The following is a 19,566-nucleotide window of genomic DNA, read 5'->3' as shown; positions in this document are numbered from 1 at the left end:
AAAGAAGGGGACAGTCCCACAGCACAATATCATGAACCTATTGTGCTGTGGGACTGTCCCCTAGATAAAACACGTTTATTAAATTTAGACCAGAATTATTGAAGTTTTTTTGCTACTTCATGGTCTGGTGACGTTCTATTGCCAGACGAAGCCTCATAACCAACCTGATAAGTACCTTTTTTCGATTGTTTTACAGCTTCCGGCATTTTGTATTGCTCCAAATCATCTTGAAATTGTCTTGCACTAGGTTCTTTTTGCATGATTTACCCCTCCAGCTTTTTTATTCGCTATTATTGAATAGGAGATCCAGTTGAGGTGTGCTGTACCACCCATTCACGGGTTGTTTCAGCAACATTTTGCCAATTTGGAATCATCGTTTGATGTTCTTGAATCCAGCTCATGCAAAATTGCGGATCAATGCTATGCTGTTCACATTCTGCTAAAAATGACTGAACTGTTGATTCATTACAGTTCTCCCATGTCCCACACGTTTTCTGCCATATCTGTTCCATTTTCCCTTGGACAGAACTATCGATTGATGTACGATAACCATTTTGATCAGTCATGTGAATACCTCCTGATTTCATGATGCATTCATAAAAGTACATCTTCATTTTGTCCCAATTTATTAAAAAACATGTGGTTAAAATAGGAAACACAAAATGAGATTGCAATCGATATAAAACAAGAATATTTGGAGCTTGTTAGAGCATATTACTTACAAACAAGCTGCTTTGTAAATCACTTTCAGATTTTTCATCACTGCTTCTTATCCACTTATCAAAAAGTTGGGCCAATCCTCCAAATCCCAAAGTCATGCTGCTTAAGAATTTCAGATTTTGTTAACTTACCAGAGCTTACTAAACCGATTTCATTAAAAATCCTTTTTCCAACTTCCTCAACAGTTTCTTTACCTTCGATAATGGTCCCCGCGTTTAAGTCCATATTTTCCTCCATTCTTTCAAACATTGGTGTATTTGTAGAGATTTTAATTACTGGAACAATTGGAGAACCGGTCGGGGTACCTCTGCCACTTGTAAACAATACAACCTGTGCACCACCGGCAATCATACCCGTTAGCTGCTCGATATCATGGCCTGGCGTATCCATCCAGACAAGCCCCTTCTCTGTTGGCTCCTCTGCATAATCAATTATTTCCTTTAAGATACTTTTACCAGCTTTATTTGCTGCACCAAGGGACTTTTCTTCTAATGAACTAAGCCCCCCTGCAATATTTCCCGGACTTGGGTTGCCTGTTCGAATATCTACTCCCATAAGAATGGAGCGATTTTCCATCGCATTTATGATTTCATATACTCGTTTTGCCACCTTGTCATTAGCCGCACGGTTAGCAAGTAAATGTTCTGCCCCAATCAATTCTGTTGTTTCGGCAAGAATAGACGTACCGCCTAATTCAACAATCATATCGCTAACAGCACCCACAGCAGGATTTGCAGATAATCCAGAACACGCATCAGAACCTCCGCATTCAGTTCCAATGATAAGTTCACTGAAATCACACCACTCTTTTGCTTGAGCAGAAGCTTCTTGCACAAGCTTAGCAGCGGCCTTTGCACCTTCTGCTATTGTTGATAAAGTTCCTCCATGGTCTTGAATCGATATCGTCACAACTGGTTTCCCTGACTTAGCAATTTCTCCAGCAACACTTCTGGCCTGGTGAGTTTCACAGCCAAGACCTAAAACTACAACCCCATAAACATTTGGATTTTTCCCTAACCCAACATATGTACGAAACGTCTGTTCATAATCCACGCCAACCTGTGCACATCCATGCTGATGGATGAACGTAACTGTACCATGCACTAGCTCTGTTATTCGCTGTGCGGTTTGTGTCGCACACGTTATGGTCGGTAGGATTAATACATGATTGCGCACACCTACTTTACCATCTCGACGTCGATATCCTAAAAACTTACTCTCATTCGTTTGTACCAACTTTGTCACCTCTTCCTCTTGTTCCTTCTAAATTATGAACATGAACATGTTCACCTTTCTGGATATCTCTTGTTGCTCTGCCAATCACTTCCCCATACTTTAAAATATCAGAGCCCTTTTTTATGTTTGTTACCGCGAATTTATGCCCAAAAGCTATTTTACTGTAAAGCGTAATTCTGGCAGTTTGTTCTTTAGAAACATTAACAACCACCTCTGTCCCTGAAGGAATATCTTCAAGAGCTACGGCAACATCATCCATTGGTTTCATCATAATCGTTCGATAACTATCTTTACTCAAAGTCTATCATCTCCCTTTGTTGATCAATGCCCTTCACACAACAAAAAACGAAATATAGCGTTTTAACTAGAATGATATAGTTGGTCCACTTTTGGTTCGGCAGTACTAAAATAATTGAACACCAACTCTTTCGGTTTAATGCAAATACTTTTTTTAAAACGCTTACAAAATTTAAAATTGGTTCAGACCATCAAGCAGCGTGATATAGAAACGGTAAAAACCCATTGACCTTAACTTTACGAGGGCTAAACAATTTTATGGAATGGTGAACGAAACATGTTTATTCAGCAAAGGCTGTCTCAAGGGTCGTATCTTTTCCGACATTGAGACAACCTTAACTTGTTAAGAACCTTTAACAAAAACTGTTTTTATGGAAGTGAAGAATTCAATTGCAGCCTGGCCTTGTTCACGGGAATGCGAACTTGATTGTTTCATCCCACCAAATGGCGCTTGCAATTCGACACCTGCACTTTCTGCATTAATTCTAACAAGTCCGGCATCCATACCTTCAATAAAATGAAGCATTTTTTGAATATTAGTTGTAAAGATCGAGGCGCTTAAACCGAACTTAACATCGTTAGCGACATTTAATGCCTCTTCCATTGATTCCACCTTAATCAATGCAAGAACAGGTCCAAATATTTCTTCTTGGGCAATTGTCATCTGATTATCAACTTCATCAAAAACTGTTGGTTCAACATAGAATCCATTTGCACAATCCTTATCTAAATAGCGGTTCCCGCCAAGAAGCAGTTTTGCTCCTTCTTCCTTCCCTTTTTCGATATAAGATAAGACAGTGTTAAGTTGGTTTTCACTTGCGCATGGTCCCATCCATACGCCTTCCTCTAAACCATTGCCAACCTTTATTTCTTTGACTTTCGCTACAAGCTTCTCTTTAAACACGTCATAAACATCACGATGAATAATAACACGACTTGTAGCGGTGCATTTCTGTCCAGTTGAACGGAGACCTCCACTAATGGTACCCTCTACTGCTAAATCTAAATCCGCATCCTCTGCAACGATTACGGGGTTTTTACCACCCATCTCAAGTTGGTATTTAGCCCCGCGTGCTAAGGCTCCCTGTCCAACCAGCTTACCAACTGCGTCCGATCCAGTAAAGGTGATACCATTGATCCCTTGATGCTCTACAAGCCCTTGGCCGATCACCGTACCTGAACCTGTCACCATGTTGACGACTCCAGCAGGCAGTTGTGCTTCTTCAAAGCATTCAATCACTTTTGCTGCGGTTACAGCTGCTTCCTGTGCAGGCTTTAATACAACTGTATTGCCATAAATCAGTGCAGGTGCCATTTTCCAAATAGGAATAGCAACAGGGAAATTCCAAGGTGTGATTACTCCAACCACACCAAGCGGCGTTCGAGAAGTAAACATAAGGGCTCCTGCATCTGAGGAGGGAATCACTTCGCCAACCTTTCTCATCCCTTCTCCTGCATAATATCGCAAAATCGCGACGCCACGAGCGGTTTCTCCTTTAGCCTCTGGAAGTGTTTTTCCCATTTCACGAGTCATTGTTTTTGCAATTTCATCGATCCGTGATTCAAGAATATCTGCTACTTTAAATAAGTAATTTCCTCGCTCAGCACCAGACAGTTTTCTCCATCTTTTTTGTGCTTCTGTTGCGGCCTCAACTGCTTCATTTAAATCCTCTTGTGTTGATTTTTGCACATATCCCACAACCTCATTGTAATCTGCCGGATTTATGCTTGCGTCAACTTCTGAATTGGAGGCTTTCACCCATTCACCATTCACAAAATTAAAATATGTTTTTACTTCCGTTTTCGTTGCCACTTCTCCATTCCTCCTCTATTTATTTGGCTGTCTCATTTCAACAGCAAGAACTTTTTGTTATGAATTATTTACTACTGCTGAGACTTGACTTTTCACTGGATTACGTAAAACACCGATGCCTGAAATTTCGATTTCAATGTGATCCCCATCCTTTAAAGTGAATTCATTCGGCGGAACTACACACGTACCGGTAAGCAAAACAGTTCCAGGAAAAATGATATTATCTTTCTTTAAAAAGCTAACAAGTTCATCAAATCTACGTTTTAACTGATTCGTGTTGGCCATCCCTTCAAATGCTAATTCTTCATTTCGATAAATCCTACAAGATATTTCAAATTGGTAAGGATCTTCCACACTTTCTGCAAGAAGAATGGCTGGGCCAATTGAACAAGAGTGTGACCACATTTTTGCTTGCGGCAAATAAAGAGGGTTTTCACCTTCTATATCACGGCAGCTCATATCGTTGCCGATTGTATATCCGATGATTTCGCCATCGCTACTAAGGACAAGACCTAATTCAGGTTCTGGTATTTGCCAGTTTGAGTCACTTCTAAGAAAAAGCTCACCTTTTGGACCAATCGTTCGGTCTTTTGTCGATTTAAAAAAGATTTCCGGTCTTTTTGCGTCATAAACTTTATCATAAAAGGTTGTTACATCAAGCTTTCCATTTGTTGCTTCATAATTGCGGGCTTCCTTACTTTTTAAATAAGTCACTCCAGATGCCCAAACCTCTGGTGCTTCGATTGGAACAAGAAGCTGTATATCTTCTAAACGTTCATTTAAAGGCAAGCTATCATCAATTAATTCATTAATTAATTCAACTGCAGTCACTTCTTTCTCTTTTGCATGCTCCGCTAATTCAATCGCATTTTCATAAGGGAGTGAGAAAAGTTTATTTTGGTTCGTTACTGCTGCTAGAATCACCTTTTTTTCCTTTTTAAACCGGATCAATCTCATATTTACCCCTCCGTTTGTTTTATTATATAAAACTAAGTTTTTATTAATGGATATAAGAATTTATGTAAAAATCCTATTTATCCATGCACCCATACCCTAACTTTTTTGACAATTCCTTTGCTTCTCTTTTTAATAGGTCAATATGCATCAAGATTTCTTCCTCATTAAAACGCATAAAAGGACTTGAAATACTGATTGCTGCAATTACTTTTTTAGAATAATCATAGATTGGAACAGCTACGCAATTAACTCCTGGTTCATTTTCTTGTTGATCACGTGAAAAGCCTTTTTCCCGAACCTCTTCTAGCTCCTCTAAAAAGCTTTGTTTGTTGGTGATGGTATGGTCAGTCCGCTTGACAAATTCATAGCCAGCTAGAATTTCCTCAATTTCTCCCATTGATTTAAATGCTATGAGCGCTTTTCCAACCGCACTGCAATGAATGGGAATCCTTCTGCCAATTTTCGAATAAAGTGCACTTGAGGTAGCCCCTTCTACTTTATCAATATAGACCCCTTCTTTCCCGTCAAGAATGACAAGATGAACGGTTTGAAGTGTTTCTTTTGAAAGGGTATCGAGATGGGGCTTCGCAAGGGGACGAAGATCCATACTTTGAATAACAAACTGGCCGCGCTCAAAAAGCTTCATTCCTAAACGGTACTTCCCATTTTCGGGATTTTGTTCAATATAATGGTGAGCCTGTAATGTCTTTAACAGAGAGTGAACAGTACTCTTATGTAGCTTTATTCGTTCACTTATTTCGGTTATTTTTAATTCAGTTTCATATTCATTAAATAAGTCTAATATTGTTAACGCTCGTTCGACAGATTGAATAATAGGCAACGGTATACCCCCTCATAAACATACGTTCCTTCATCAGATGATCTTGTTAACCTTTGCAATATCTATTAAAAGGAGTATACTAGTCAATATTTATCTATTATGTTGACTTGTTCGGCACCCCCTATCATCATGCATTGTTATACAAAGCTTTCATCAATGTGATGATGAAAAACACATTGCTGTTTTACATTATAAAACCTAGTTTATAAATGTCATCTACACTTGCATTATATTTGAAAACACTTACATAAGTCAACCAATTTGTCAGAATGTTCTTTGTATTTATCTAATTATTATCGCCCCTATAAACTCTTTTTATTTAATGAACAAAACAAATTATGAAAGACCGGAATGTATACTTCCGGCCTAAAAATGTTCAAGCATCCTCTAATGCTTTTTTTAAATCCTCAATTAGGTCTTCTGCATCCTCAAGACCTACAGAAATTCGGATTAACCCTTCTGTTATGCCTAGTTTTTTCCGTCGTTCTTCAGGAATGGAAGCATGTGTCATAAAAGCTGGTATTGATATAAGGCTTTCTACTGCTCCAAGGCTTTCGGCCAAAGTAAAAAATTTTATATTCGAGAGTAGTTTATTCGCATTTTCAGCACTGCCCACATCAAATGAAATCATGCCTCCATAGCCTCCAGCTTGTTTTTTTGCGATTTCATGACTTGGATGGGTTTCTATGCCAGGGTAATAAACTTTTGAAATTTTATGGTGATTTACCAAGAAAGCAACGATTTCCTTTGCATTTTTCTCGTGTTCTTCCATCCGAATACCCAGTGTCTTAATTCCACGTGTTAATAACCAGGAATCCTGGGGACCAAGTACGCCTCCTGTTGAGTTTTGAATAAAATGAAGCTTTTCGCCCAGAACTTCATCCTTAACAACAACAATTCCGGCTACGACATCACTATGTCCCCCCAAATACTTTGTTGCACTGTGAAGCACTAGATCTGCTCCTAATGTCAAGGGATTTTGCCAGTAAGGTGTACTAAAAGTGTTATCAACAATTGTTAATAGACCATTGGCTCTTGCAATATTTGCCGCACCTTTAATATCGGTGATTTTTAATAATGGATTAGTAGGCGACTCGAGGAAAATGGCCTTGGTGTTTTCTTTAATGCCTTCCGTTATGTTGTTTAGATCACTTGTATCAACAAACGTTGCCTCAAGGCCAAATCGGTTCAGCACTTTCGTCATCAGCCGGTATGAACCGCCATAAACATCATCAGTAAGTAAAATATGGTCTCCATGGTTAAACAACATCATGACTGCCGTCATCGCAGCCATACCAGAGCTAAAGGCAAGTCCTCGTTTCCCTCCTTCCAATTCTTTCATCAGCTCTTCTAAAGCATGCCGAGTAGGATTACCCGTCCTAGAATATTCATACCCACGATGATCTCCAGGCCCATCTTGCTTAAAAGTACTAACTTGATAGATAGGTGTGGACACTGCGCCTGTCTGTTTATCTCCAACAATGCCTGCATGAATCAGTTTTGTCTTTTTCTTCATACTACTGTCCTCCCTGGTAAATCGCTTTGCTTACATATCTCTCACTTGAATCTGGAAAGATCACGACTATATTGGTATCCATTTCTGCTTCTTCTGCTTCTTTTATTGCTGCACAAAATGCAGCACCTGATGAGCTCCCAACAAGCAAACCCTCTTTGACCGCTAATTGTCTAACCATTGAGAAAGCGGCATCGTCATCAATGGTATGGACAGAATCGAAATAGTTTTTATCCATATAAGATGGGAGAAATTCCATCCCGATACCCTCTGTTTTGTGGGGTCCAGATGGGCCGCCATTTAAGATGGAACCATTTGGTTCAACAATTACAGTTTTTATCCTCTGATTTTTTTCTTTTAAATACCTCGCTGTTCCCATAAATGTCCCTCCCGTACCTGCTCCAGCTACAAAAATATCAATCTTTCCATTTAGCTGCTGCCAGATTTCAGGAGCCAAGGTCTTATAGTAAGCAGCCGGGTTCGAAGGATTTTCAAATTGTTGAGCAAAGTAAACATCAGGAATTTCTTTTCCTACTTCTTTCGCCTTTTCAATTGCTCCTTCCATACCGAGCTCTGTAGGGGTATGGATAATGGTTGCGCCAAGTGCTCTCATTAATTCTTGTTTTTCAAAACTAAATTTTTGCGGAACACAGAAAATCACCTTTATTCCTTTGTTTATCGCTGCTATCGCTAAACCGATTCCAGTATTCCCGGCAGTAGCCTCAATAATGGTCCCGCCTTCTTTGAGTGCCCCGCTTTTTAATGCTTCCTGAAGCAGCTCTTGTCCCAGCCGATCCTTAATACTTCCGCCGGGATTAAAAAATTCTAATTTAGCAAAGATACGCACTCCTTTAGGAATTGGAAACTGTGTTATTTCAAGCATCGGGGTCTGACCAACTAATTCATGAATGCTGTGCACCACCTTCATGGAGTTCACCTCTTTTTAAAGATTTTTATTCCTCCTGAGGGATCATTCCTACTCACTTTCCCTATACTTTTAAAGCTTCTATAATCCAGACAAACCGATTACATCTATGGAATGAAACTTGAAAATCATTTATTTCAAGTATCTGTTGCAAGAAGGGAATGGTCGTATAATATTCCCTTTGTAAATCCTCAGCAAGTGTAAAAAATTTTTCTGTTTTCGCTTCTTTTATCGCTTTTTTATGATCGTCATTTGTTGTGAAAATCGTATCTGCAAATACCAATTTCCCTCCCGACTTTAACAGTCTGCCAAATGTATCAATTGCTTTGGTTTTTTCTTCATTTGTTAAATGATGGAATGCATACGTACTTACAATTGAATCAACATATTCAGGCTTTGGAAAATTCAAAAAATCACCATCAACTATTTTTACCTTCCCATTTAACTTTTCATTAGCAATTTTTCTCATAGCTTGTGATGGTTCGATCGCTGTAACCTCGTAACCTAATGTGAGTAACTTTTTTGTCAGATTTCCTGTTCCTGAACCAAACTCTAAAACATGACCATGCGAAAGTTCTGCAACTCTTTCTAGAATGTGATCGTAATTTTTAAATACTTCCCGATATTCAATCTCATTTCCTGTGACAGTATGATCATAAGTTGTTGACCATTCATCAAAAAGTTCGATAAATTCTCTTCCCATATTTATCACCTATTCAGCAAATATTAATTATTCATATAGGTATAGTATGTTTTAGTGGTTTAAACGGTTCTTCTTTTAGATAATAAGGATTTTTTCAATCTGATTTGCTTACTTTATAATTGAAAGAGGGATTTTTGACAAAAAAAGAAAGGGTTTATGTAAGAAAAAATATTATATGAGGAACAAGACTAACTCGAGTTAGCTATTTTGAGTTAGTCTTATGAAGGAAATATACACATGAAGTGCCATACTATAATTAGCTACCATTTATGTGTCTTAGTTTCTCGGTGTTTTTCTTTAAGGCAAATCGATATTTTTCGCCTTTCTCAATTTGAGTTACCTGGGAATCATGTACAGTGATTTGCACAGTACCATATTCAATGCTTTCCAATAACGAAATGATTTTATTAATAATTTCTTGGTCAATCTTATTTTTTGTAGACAATGATGATCTCCCCTTCCAATAAATGTTTTCTGTAAAATAGTGATTTTAAAGCATTGTATATTCGAGTGCATTTGAAATGTTATCTTTAACTAAAGATGAAAAAGGTTTTATCAATACAAGTGTTTTATATGAATTTTAATATACTATTCCGTTGGTGTAGGCCAAATTCTAACAACCAGCAAGACATACCCGCCTGCCTTTGAACCTTCTCATTTTTTCCCCATTTTAACTATTGAGTGAACCAGTCGACATGCCCTTTTATTAGTTTGAACTAAGATCAAATTTTAAGAATCATTGAATAAATGATTAAAAGATCAGTTTTCAAAGAAAAACCCTATAATACCAAGCAATTCGATGGGATATATTGGTTTTCACTAATCATATTATGTATTTATGGTTAAATCAACCACAAAAAATTTTTTCATTTTTTGAACAACATTTATTAGTACCGTACATATTACTTGACTAAGAGAGGTTATCTCAACACCTGAGGATAAATCCATCTGAGACAGCCTCTTTATTATAGGGCTTCAATTTTTTTTAAGTTCCTTTTCCCCAATAACTTGGACATATATATTATGGAGCTTGTTCATATTCGCTTTTGCAGTTTAAGGAATTGTTTGCAAATTAATTGACATAGAACTTTTCATAACTGTCTATAAATCAAATATTTTTTAAAACTAGTATGTGTTTCTTACATATAGGGGTTTCCTTCATCCCAAGATTTCTCATTTGCATGATTTGATTCAGATGGACTTGGAACCATATAGCAGCAGTTTATTAAACTATTAAATTGCAATAATATTAACTTTTCTCATCAATTTAGTCGGATTTTAACGGTCGTTTATTCATCTAAGAACATACCTTCTACCCTTGAAAGTAATTAATCAAGATCTTTCACAATGTAATCTGAATAATGGCCAAGAAAACAAAAATGATAAAATCTCAAGCACTACAATTAAATTATTGGCCTCGCATTAGGCATTCCCTATGAAACCTTGCTGCAACTAGCCTTTAAGTATGAACCTCTTTTTATTTTTTTCATTAAACTCTGCCAATTTTTCAAAAGTAGGCTAAAGTCATTTTTAAATCAAAGATGTCATTTATTAGAAATAATATCTGCATATCCGTTTTCTTTATAACGGAAATAGACGGATGTGAACTCCTTTAGTTTCATTGTCAGTCCGCCATGGCCAAATCTAATAAATTTTTGGGTGTCTAATTCAGCACTGTTTTCTTTTACAAATCCCAAAAATGCTAAAATGTAAATTCTTCTATAAACAACATGAATAATGCCGTATTCATAAAACCAGTTATCAATTGTGTTGTATACTCCTTTATTTATATGAAATTGCTGTTTGCATCTGTTATAAAAGGTTAAATCAGGCAAATTCAAATACTCATTTTCTAGCAAGCTTTTTTTCCTTCTGTGCTGAGGTATATCAAATATGCTAAAATGATTTTTAGCCATATGAAATGATCCTCCTTTGCGGATTTATGTAGTTAGTTAAAGTGGCGGTTGCTGCGGTTAAATGGTCTTTTCCTTTGTCCTTTCGTAAATGGCATACTTACCCATCTCAGTACACAATGAGAGAAAGAACACAGCTTTATTTAATGATTTTAACCAAGGTCTTTTGTTATCAATTTGGCTTTTTCCTTTTTATTTCATTGTGGTATTCTGTTTCAATTTCAGATAATGTTAATTCATAAAGATGGTGTTCTTCCTTTTTATAAATTCCTAAGGCTAATAGCTTTTGAATTAATTTTTCTTTTCTGCGAAAAACTGCTTCACGCAACTGGCTCATTGATTGTACCTCCCCTTAATAATCATGACTCTAAAATAAAAGAGACTTACAGTACATTTAACCTCGTTATCCAGTTGATTTCATTTCATGTATTATATAGAAAAACAGTTAACCTATCGTTATAAAACAACCTCATATTTTTTAATTGTATTGATAAATGAATCAAGACCTTTGTTTAATCTTTGAAGAGCTTCTTCATGAAGTGAGAATTGATTTTTATCAACACGTTCTATTTGATGATCAATTGTATATACACCATTTACAATGTGGTTAGCTCCTAATGTGGATAGGATGGGATTTAATGCATACTCAATTGTCAAGAGATGACCAAACGATCCTCCTAAAACTAGAGGGAGTACAATTTTATTTTCTAAGCCCTTCTGAGGAAGTAAATCAAGATAGGTTTTTAATATCCCTGAATACGATGCCTTATATACTGGTGTTAATATAATAACTCCTTCCGAATTTTCTACTTTCTTATTAGCATGAATTATTGCGTCACTATCAAACTTAGCCGTAATTAAATCTACTGCCGGCAAGGTATGCACCTTAATAATGTCAAATGAAATCTTTTCTTTTTCTAGTGCAGTAATTGCAAAATTCAATATTCCGTTTAAACGTGAATAATCATTTGGGGAACCTGTGATGATGGATACTTTTGCCAATTAAATCCTCTCCTCTATACATTTTAAGTATTTTTTTATTTATCACAATCTAATATTTTTTATCTAATCACTTCTTTAGCAACAAATATAAAGTGATATTGGTTAATTGATTCCTTGTTATCTTTCATTCCTTCTAATGTCACTGTAAGGGTGAACCGCACTCTTTTAGAACACTTCGATTATTCGGTATCAGCTAAAAAACGACCTGAAGCAATATTCTTTTTCAGATTAATTTCAATAGAAAAGCTGCTCATCTGCCTGCTGCCGAAGCATAATGGCTTTGCTTCACTTACGAATCTATAAACAACACCCTTTCCCCAGTATTTGCATTTGTAAAAAGACTCCCATTTTACGTAATAGGATTCACATAATCTGAGAGCCTCTAGCTTTCTAGTCGGCTTAGGAATCTAATTCAATTTTTTGATCTTTTTTACCGTTTCCTATTTTTAATAACACATATATAATACCTGTAATCCAGAGAATCGTTATTCCTATATAAACTGCAGGATAAACGGCAGGATCTTCAATCCATGTCTGTAGGATTGTTCTCGCATTTACTAAAATGATAAATCCGCCAACAAGGACACCCATTAATTGAGCATGTATTTTTTGTACGAGCCATGCTGCAATCGGAGCTGCAATAACTCCACCAACCATTAAGGCACCGACCCATAACCAATTTACTTCTTCCCAACCTAAAGAAATCAAAAAGCCTATAGTTGCAGAAACCGCTATAGCAAATTCACTTGTATCAACCGTACCAACGACTTTCCTAGGGCTCATTCCTTTTTGTGATAACAAGACAGGGGTGGCAATGGGGCCCCAGCCTCCGCCTCCTGTTGCATCGGCAAAACCTGCAATTAATCCTAATGGAATTGATTTTTTTCGTGTTAAAGTTGATCCTTCTTTTACTTCATTTGGACGAAACTTAAATAGAAATCTTATAAGTACATAAACACCTAATAATAGCAGAAAAATAGAAATATAAGGTTTTGCCAAATCCCCTGGTAAATTACTTAAAAAGGTAGCCCCCAAAAAGGCTCCGATTGATCCAGGAATGATGAGTCGATAGACCGTTTGTTTGTCAACATTTCCAAATTTAATATGCGACGCCCCAGAAGCGGCAGTTGTCACAACTTCTGCAAAATGAACAGAAGCAGAGGCTACTGCAGGTGCAATACCGAATGCCAGCAATAGCGAAGATGATGTGACGCCGTAGGCCATTCCTAAAGCACCATCAATAAATTGTGCAAGTAAACCGATTAAAGCAAAGATGATTAACTTTTTCATTTTTATACACCTCATTGTGTTGTTATCTGCTAGTAAATGAAATAAAAAAGGCCTAACCCTTTTGCAGAAAAAGAGTTAGGCCTTCGGTCTTCCGATCGGCTTCTTATTTCGTTACTAATTAATCAGATTATATATCCCATTAATCCTACCTGTCAACTCAATTTTAAAATAAATTCGAAGTTAATCTAAATTTACTTGCTCTATGTTCATTTTTTGTCACTACTGTTATGTATCAATTATTAATCAAGGACTCTTACCTTCACCGTTTTTCTTCCCCATTGGAGGGCAGTGTTTTCCGTCGGGAAAAAGACATCTATTTCATTACCTGTAATACCTCCGCCAATATCAGCTGCAATAGCAGTTCCATAACCTTCCACTTCAACAGTTGATCCTAAAGGTATAACATTTGGATCGACAGCAATTACCTTACCGTCTGGATATTTCTTTAAATCGACTCCCATCCTTGTTACTCCAGAGCAGCCATCACAGTATGCAGTATAGGCAGTACTTGTAACAGATAGTTCTTTAACAGGCTGATCGGCAGCAGATGCTTTTTGATTTAATTTACTAAATGTTTGCGGACCTGCTATGCCATCATCTGTTATGCCCGCTTTACGTTGAAATTGGGCAACAGCATTTTTTGTTCCATCCCCATAAATCCCATCAATAACTCCAGTATAAGAACTCCATACTTTTAGAAGCTGTTGAAGCTGAATTACCGGCTTCCCCATATCTCCTTTTCGGAGTACTTTTATTTTACCGATTGTTTGCGGACCAGCAATTCCATCTACTTGAATACTTTTTTCTGATTGAAATTCTCTTACAGCATCCTCTGTTATTTCACCATAATAACCTGTAGCAGTATGATAAGGAAATTCTCCTTTTGCTAATAAATACTCCTGCAATTCTTTTACATCACTATGTGCCATTCCCTTTGATAAGGTTCTGTCTCCCAAAGCTGCTTCACCTTTTTCGGGAAAAAACAATCCGAAACTCGTAAATGCAAGCAGCGTAAATCCCCATTTCTTTTTCATTCCAACCTAACCTCCTCGTTTCTTTCAATAAAATATACGGTGGAGTGGAAGAATTTTTAAGGTAAACAATAAATTTCACGAATTAAGACCTAAATAATATGAAATAAATGTCAAATTATGGTCAAGTTTTAGTGGGGAATAATGACAATTTTACCCAAAAACCAACATGATTTGGTGATCATTACAACATTAAATTCTCAAAAATGAGTTAATTCAACAACTTAACAAAAAAAGAAAAACTCTAAGAAAAGAGTCTTTCATTTTTGTCAGTTTCCGCAGAAGCACATAATTACATTAAGGTGGAGTTAGAAATCTAAGTGCTAACTAAAAAATTTTTAAAACATTTCATTCATTTCCCAAGATTCAACTGTTAAATAAGCGGTATGGGGATCCATTCCTTTTCCAATTAAATAGGTCATTGCTGCAACTTCCTGTAATGCATGTGGATATGATGTAGCTTTCGCTTCTTTTAATCCATATTTTACAAAAGGGTCAATGATATATAATACTTGTTGTTTTAAATGAGGGTACAGAGGTTTTTTGGTAAATTGCTCTGCCCATAATTCGGATTGAGGGAATTGCGGAAACTGGCTAGCATGCTGTTGTTGATAAGAAGACATGTGATATGGATATAAATGGCTCATTTTTTACTCCCCTTTCTTGATTATTTAGTCCATTCAAAAATATACTATGTTTTACAAATGTCCCAGGGGATAGGCATTTGCCTTGATCTTTAAAATTTGAACAGAGAAAGGGACTATCCCTCTTTGGATAGCCCCTTTATAATTCGTTTATTGGATTTTATTGTTCTTATTTACCATATTAGGAAAAACCTCTTCTCCAAATTCATTAGCAAAATTCATTTGATTTTGTATGGGTATCCTAGTATTATTTCGAAGGTTATTAAAGCCTTCTTGAATTTTTTGTCCCCAATTTGTATTTCGGCTTCCAATCACTCCAAGAGCTGTTAATCCAAGTAATGACCATACAAGCAATCTGCCATTATTTGTTCGCTTATTGCCAAATAGTTTCAATAATTGAACATTTCTTCTTCCTCCTAAAAATGAAAAAAGAGTGATTAAATTGTTCATTATGATTACCCCCTATTTCTATTTTGTAACATTTATATTCTGTATTTAATTAAAAGAAAATAATGTTGGTAATTTCTTATCATTTGTTTTTTGTATAAGATATAACAGGTGTGATTTTTTCCTAGGATCAGTAAAAAACTTGCCTGTTAGTTGTCGCTAAAGGTACTCATCTTAAGCGGGTGGTAAGGAGAGAAAATCAGCCGTTCCATTCAATGAGTGGCAAATTAACAATTGCTTTACAATTGCTTTATTAATGATAAAACCCAATCTTTTAAATCAACGATACGGGGATTTTTCGGCTTTACATCAGTACCTGTAACAATCATCGGAACAAGTGAATCTTGCTCATGCAATCCTCCGTGGCTAGCCCCTCCTACATGAGTTGGTGATGATTCTGCCAAAAATTCATATCCCGGCTTTGCATTAACAACAAGATAATCCCCTTCATGCGAATAAAATGTTGTATAAAGTCTTGCCAAGGCATCTGGATATGTTCCGTACTTAATATTTTTTTCCTTAATTGATAGGTCTAATATTTCTAGATCTCCTTCTATTGACCATTTTTGCCCATACTCATCTATAAAATTTCCTTCAGGACGAAAGATAATCTGTCCAGCTTGAATGCCAGAAATGACATAGATGCTATTACCTTTTTTCCAAGCGATAACATCGATCCTTTCATCATTTTGTAATGTCTTTGCAAGTTTTTCTAGAGATACACGATTAGAATCCAGTGTATAAATAAAAGTCATTCTTTCATTTGCACAAAGTATAACCTCATCTGATGAAGTAATTCTATCCCTTAATTTTGGTATTCGATATGTTTGTAGTAGTTTTCTTAAATCAATTAATGCTTTCTTACGGTCATTTTCAATCCATGCTTGACCATTATCCCCTAAAATAATCCAAATATTATTCGTTAATGCATCTTTCCAAGTAGGATATGTATTGAGTATGTCTTGAAGTTGCTTGTCAACTTTTTCAATTCCTTTACTATTCATCCTCCCTTTTTTATGTATACGCTGATCTAAATCTGGAAAGTATGCAATTGTAAATGCAGGGTGCATATCCTGTTGGATAAGATATTGCAATTCCTTTGCAGAAAATTTGTCATTAAACCCATATTTCTGCCAAAAAAAAGAGTGACTTTTCGATGGAGATAATTTAGCCATAGCCCCGTATGAAAACAAATAGGGAGCGTAAGCGAAAATTTTTCTTCTCATTCCTGTAAACATTGACATAAGAAAAGGAAATGTAATTTGTACAGGTTCGTTTCCCCTATACATTAAAGTATTGATCGACGCAGTCTGTAAATCTTGATCCTTTAAGATTTCATGAATCGTTTTATGCTTTTTGCTTAAATGGTTATGATTTAAATTGTAAAAAATATCTTCCATAGATTGTTTCAAGCCTAGTTTAAAGAGTTCTCTAACATTACCTCCATAATTAATAATTCTATTTTCATTTTTATTAAACCACACTAAACCAGGTACTTTATGTTGATCACTGTAGACACCCGTAAGCAATGAGCTGTCTACATTAACAGACATGGTTGGAAATGGGCTGACAAGGTTCGGGATTTTATAGCCATTTTCAATAAAAAATTGAAGTGCAGGTGCTTTTCCATTCTTTAACGCTTCTTGTAAAGTCACATCCATTAATGTATCAACTATTATCATAATGATTTTTTTCTTTTCTGGTGAAGTTAAAGTCATCGATATCTCGTCCTTTCAAATGATACATAAAAGATAATAGGAAAATTTCTCAATTATAATTACTAAAGAAAAATGACAAATTATTATTGAAAAGAGGAGGTAAGAAATATGCGCAGCTATTTACTTACATTTTGGAATATACTTGATCCTTTATATTTCCTATTAACAAGATTAAATTACATTGATCGTCATTCAAATATTTTCCGTGTACGAATAACCAAATATAAAGGAAAAGCTGTGGTCTTAAGTGATGGAACCATGATAAATAAAAATGATACATTGCTAAAAATTCATTTACACAATGTTAAACTTTTAAACGAGTTGAAAAACGTAAAATGTTCTGTAAGAAGAGGAAGAATCATTTTTCAGAAAGTACATATGTCGATGCCTCTTATTGCAGAATATATCCATAACCATAAAGACAGAAATGATATTAAAGGAGTCATCGGCATAACTATGCTGTATAAAGGGGCAGATAAACTTGGTTTTGAAACTGTTCGGCCAAACAGCTCACTTTACATTTTTTATAAATGGTTAACTCAAGCCCCTCTTTTTTTATTATCTGCAGAACGAGCAAATATCTTTAAAATACCTGATCCTTATTATTTATTTATGTCAAAGGAAAAACTCGAACAGACTTATAATAAAAAAAGGAATACAAATTGAATATTTATTAATTTTTCATTGGAATTAGTTAAACTTTCTCTTATTTTCACTTTAACCAGGTTTGTATTAACTAGAATGCTTCTAGCTAAATTCTATTCCTAGAAGCTTTCAGTATATTTTGGTTTTTCAACCTTCTTGGAAATTCCTTCAAAATTAGGTTATATAAAATCGAGTAAATTATACGTTATTTTTAGCATACCAAGCATAAAAGGAGATCGTTTTATGGAAATTAATGTTTTGACCTTTAATATTCATCATGGGGTGGGGATTGATAAACAAGCAGATCTATCGAGAATTGTTCAAGTAATTGAAAAAAGTCAAGCAGATATTATTGGCCTTAATGAGGTTGATAAACATTTTTCTAAGAGAAGTCTTTTTGAAGATCAGACTAAGTGGCTTGCAAAGCAATTAAATACTGAGTACTTTTTTAGTCCCTCTCTCTCATTTAAATCTAAAAACACCAATAAAGTGCGACAATATGGGAATGCTCTTCTGTCCCGATTTCCTATCCTTTCAAAAAAAAGCCATTCATTTAACTATATACCAGGACTAATTGAAGGAAGGTCATTGCTTGATGCCACTATTCAGATAGATAAAAAATTATATCAAATAATGGTCACTCACTTAAGCCTTAATCCCTTCCTTCATAGAAAGCAAATTAATTTTATCATAAACCAATTTCATAAATATCCCCATCCTATTATTATGATGGGTGATTGGAATATGAAGCCAGGAACAAGAGGTTGGAGAAAATTAACTGATAAAGTTATAGATTCTTGGCATGTTTCAGGAATGGGACAAGGTTACACATATCCAGCGTCTCTTCCAAAGATGAGATTGGATTACATATTTGTCAGTCCTGAGCTACAAGTTGTAAAATCAGAGGTCATAACACATTCACTTAACGCTTCAGATCATTTGCCTTTAAAAGCAACAATATCTTGGCATTGATACCTTTTTTCTTTAAATATAGTTCTTCTAATTCTTAAGATATGGTGTTAATTTGTTTAATACTTCATCTACTTTCATAGCATTTTTATGATACATTTGCTTTGTTTCCTTAGAATCTGTAGCCAAAGAGAATAACTCCAAATCCGCTTGACATTTCTTTATCATTGCTAACAGCAATGGTTTTTCTTGAGGTGTGGGTACTTTTAGTTTGTCATCAAATAAGTCGACTGTTAACTGGCCATAAGTGTCAACCTGAGCTAAATAGACATTTTCAATGCTTACATTCAACTTGTCCAACTCTGTTTCAAGCCAACGTCTGTTTCTCCCTGCATTTGCAAGCGGTTCGTCTAACACTTCACCGTCCATTATAACCGTTTGAGGTTCTTTTTCAGCAATAGCACTTAACCCAAGATCTTTAGCTGTAACAGGTCGATTTTCTTTTTTTAAAAGAACACTTAAATCACCAGTTGGTTCTAATACAGCAAATTCAACGTCTGCAACTTGGAATACATTTTTTCTCCGGAGAAGTTCAAGTAATTCATCAGCTGTATATCTTTCTTTCTTTAAATTATCTTCCATCACTTTACCATCTTTAATAAAGATTGTTCCTTTTCCTTCAACGTAGTCTCGGAATCTTTTGCTTTTTAGAGAAAGTATCCCTACTATGAACGGAACAGAACCAAAAATGAAAATAGAAACTACACCATTCCACATATTCCCGTCAAGTCCCATAATAACTTCCCCAGCAATGCTTCCGATAGTAATACCAGTCACATATTCAAAAAATGATAATTCAGTTAACTGCTTTTTCCCCAAAATTTTCGTAATTAAAAACAAAACGGCTAAAAAGAGAAAAGATCTTAAGATCACTTCCATCCATTCAGGCATCGATTATCACC

At 35.7% G+C, this 19,566-nt stretch carries 22 protein-coding genes; 2 read left to right on the top strand and 20 right to left on the bottom strand.

Features of this window, described 5'->3' with window-relative positions:
• Positions 1-95: 95 nt before the first annotated feature.
• The 19 genes from WQ54_RS34360 to WQ54_RS20395 form a co-directional block, all read right to left on the bottom strand.
• Complete coding sequence (locus tag WQ54_RS34360; protein ID WP_197089636.1) at positions 96-260, bottom strand: hypothetical protein; 165 nt, start codon at positions 258-260, stop codon at positions 96-98.
• A gap of 30 nt (positions 261-290) precedes the next feature.
• Positions 291-566 (bottom strand): hypothetical protein, encoded by a 276-nt coding sequence (locus WQ54_RS20475; protein WP_046586829.1) that lies wholly within the window; start codon positions 564-566, stop codon positions 291-293.
• A 214-nt stretch (positions 567-780) separates the two neighbouring features.
• A complete protein-coding gene (locus WQ54_RS20470; protein ID WP_046586826.1) occupies positions 781-1,956 on the bottom strand; it encodes a UxaA family hydrolase in 1,176 nt (391 codons plus the stop codon).
• Positions 1,940-2,254: a UxaA family hydrolase gene (locus WQ54_RS20465; protein ID WP_231597594.1), complete on the bottom strand. Its 315-nt coding sequence runs from the start codon at positions 2,252-2,254 to the stop codon at positions 1,940-1,942. Before WQ54_RS20465 ends, WQ54_RS20470 begins: the two co-directional genes overlap by 17 nt.
• Positions 2,255-2,596: 342 nt before the next feature.
• Entirely contained in the window at positions 2,597-4,066 is a 1,470-nt protein-coding gene (gene gucD / locus WQ54_RS20460) for an alpha-ketoglutaric semialdehyde dehydrogenase GucD (protein WP_046586825.1), read from the bottom strand.
• A 57-nt stretch (positions 4,067-4,123) separates the two neighbouring features.
• Positions 4,124-5,023, bottom strand: a complete 900-nt coding sequence (locus WQ54_RS20455; RefSeq protein ID WP_046586823.1) for a fumarylacetoacetate hydrolase family protein — start codon at positions 5,021-5,023, stop codon at positions 4,124-4,126.
• A gap of 73 nt (positions 5,024-5,096) precedes the next feature.
• Complete coding sequence (locus WQ54_RS20450) at positions 5,097-5,864, bottom strand: IclR family transcriptional regulator (protein ID WP_046586821.1); 768 nt, start codon at positions 5,862-5,864, stop codon at positions 5,097-5,099.
• Positions 5,865-6,240: 376 nt separating this feature from the next.
• The gene (locus WQ54_RS20445; RefSeq protein WP_046586819.1) at positions 6,241-7,380 is read right to left on the bottom strand and encodes a bifunctional cystathionine gamma-lyase/homocysteine desulfhydrase; all 1,140 of its coding nucleotides are present in this window, start codon (positions 7,378-7,380) and stop codon (positions 6,241-6,243) included.
• A gap of 1 nt (position 7,381) precedes the next feature.
• Entirely contained in the window at positions 7,382-8,305 is a 924-nt protein-coding gene (locus WQ54_RS20440; protein WP_046586816.1) for a PLP-dependent cysteine synthase family protein, read from the bottom strand.
• 61 nt (positions 8,306-8,366) lie between these two features.
• Positions 8,367-9,005: a class I SAM-dependent methyltransferase gene (locus WQ54_RS20435; RefSeq protein WP_046586814.1), complete on the bottom strand. Its 639-nt coding sequence runs from the start codon at positions 9,003-9,005 to the stop codon at positions 8,367-8,369.
• Positions 9,006-9,261: 256 nt separating this feature from the next.
• Positions 9,262-9,450, bottom strand: a complete 189-nt coding sequence (locus tag WQ54_RS20430) for a YezD family protein (RefSeq protein WP_046586813.1) — start codon at positions 9,448-9,450, stop codon at positions 9,262-9,264.
• 1,099 nt (positions 9,451-10,549) lie between these two features.
• Positions 10,550-10,921, bottom strand: a complete 372-nt coding sequence (locus WQ54_RS20425) for a hypothetical protein (RefSeq protein ID WP_046586811.1) — start codon at positions 10,919-10,921, stop codon at positions 10,550-10,552.
• 169 nt (positions 10,922-11,090) lie between these two features.
• Entirely contained in the window at positions 11,091-11,255 is a 165-nt protein-coding gene (locus WQ54_RS32930) for a Fur-regulated basic protein FbpA (RefSeq protein ID WP_084822210.1), read from the bottom strand.
• Between the two features lie 119 nt (positions 11,256-11,374).
• Positions 11,375-11,920: an NADPH-dependent FMN reductase gene (gene ssuE, locus WQ54_RS20420; protein ID WP_046586809.1), complete on the bottom strand. Its 546-nt coding sequence runs from the start codon at positions 11,918-11,920 to the stop codon at positions 11,375-11,377.
• 399 nt (positions 11,921-12,319) lie between these two features.
• Complete coding sequence (locus WQ54_RS20415; protein WP_046586808.1) at positions 12,320-13,210, bottom strand: sulfite exporter TauE/SafE family protein; 891 nt, start codon at positions 13,208-13,210, stop codon at positions 12,320-12,322.
• A 239-nt stretch (positions 13,211-13,449) separates the two neighbouring features.
• Positions 13,450-14,244 carry a peptidoglycan-binding protein gene (locus tag WQ54_RS20410; protein ID WP_046586806.1) on the bottom strand — a complete coding sequence of 265 codons (795 nt, stop codon included), beginning with the start codon at positions 14,242-14,244 and terminating at the stop codon, positions 13,450-13,452.
• A gap of 335 nt (positions 14,245-14,579) precedes the next feature.
• Entirely contained in the window at positions 14,580-14,888 is a 309-nt protein-coding gene (locus WQ54_RS20405) for a hypothetical protein (RefSeq protein ID WP_046586804.1), read from the bottom strand.
• A gap of 147 nt (positions 14,889-15,035) precedes the next feature.
• The gene (locus WQ54_RS20400) at positions 15,036-15,335 is read right to left on the bottom strand and encodes a hypothetical protein (RefSeq protein ID WP_046586802.1); all 300 of its coding nucleotides are present in this window, start codon (positions 15,333-15,335) and stop codon (positions 15,036-15,038) included.
• Between the two features lie 236 nt (positions 15,336-15,571).
• Positions 15,572-17,050: an alkaline phosphatase family protein gene (locus WQ54_RS20395; RefSeq protein ID WP_046586800.1), complete on the bottom strand. Its 1,479-nt coding sequence runs from the start codon at positions 17,048-17,050 to the stop codon at positions 15,572-15,574.
• 108 nt (positions 17,051-17,158) lie between these two features.
• Here WQ54_RS20395 and WQ54_RS20390 point away from each other — a divergent pair, with 108 nt between their 5' ends.
• Both WQ54_RS20390 and WQ54_RS20385 read left to right on the top strand, forming a co-directional pair.
• Positions 17,159-17,716 carry a hypothetical protein gene (locus WQ54_RS20390; protein WP_046586798.1) on the top strand — a complete coding sequence of 186 codons (558 nt, stop codon included), beginning with the start codon at positions 17,159-17,161 and terminating at the stop codon, positions 17,714-17,716.
• Positions 17,717-17,851: 135 nt separating this feature from the next.
• Entirely contained in the window at positions 17,852-18,667 is an 816-nt protein-coding gene (locus WQ54_RS20385; protein WP_331435146.1) for an endonuclease/exonuclease/phosphatase family protein, read from the top strand.
• A 27-nt stretch (positions 18,668-18,694) separates the two neighbouring features.
• Here the strand turns inward: WQ54_RS20385 and WQ54_RS20380 are convergent, their stop codons facing one another.
• Positions 18,695-19,555 (bottom strand): DUF421 domain-containing protein, encoded by an 861-nt coding sequence (locus WQ54_RS20380; RefSeq protein WP_046586795.1) that lies wholly within the window; start codon positions 19,553-19,555, stop codon positions 18,695-18,697.
• Between the last annotated feature and the right edge of the window lie 11 nt (positions 19,556-19,566).

This window comes from Bacillus sp. SA1-12 (assembly GCF_000981385.1).
GTDB lineage: Bacteria > Bacillota > Bacilli > Bacillales > Bacillaceae > Metabacillus.
Note: the sequence above shows the minus strand (reverse complement) of the source record. Positions and strands in the feature narration are given on the sequence as shown.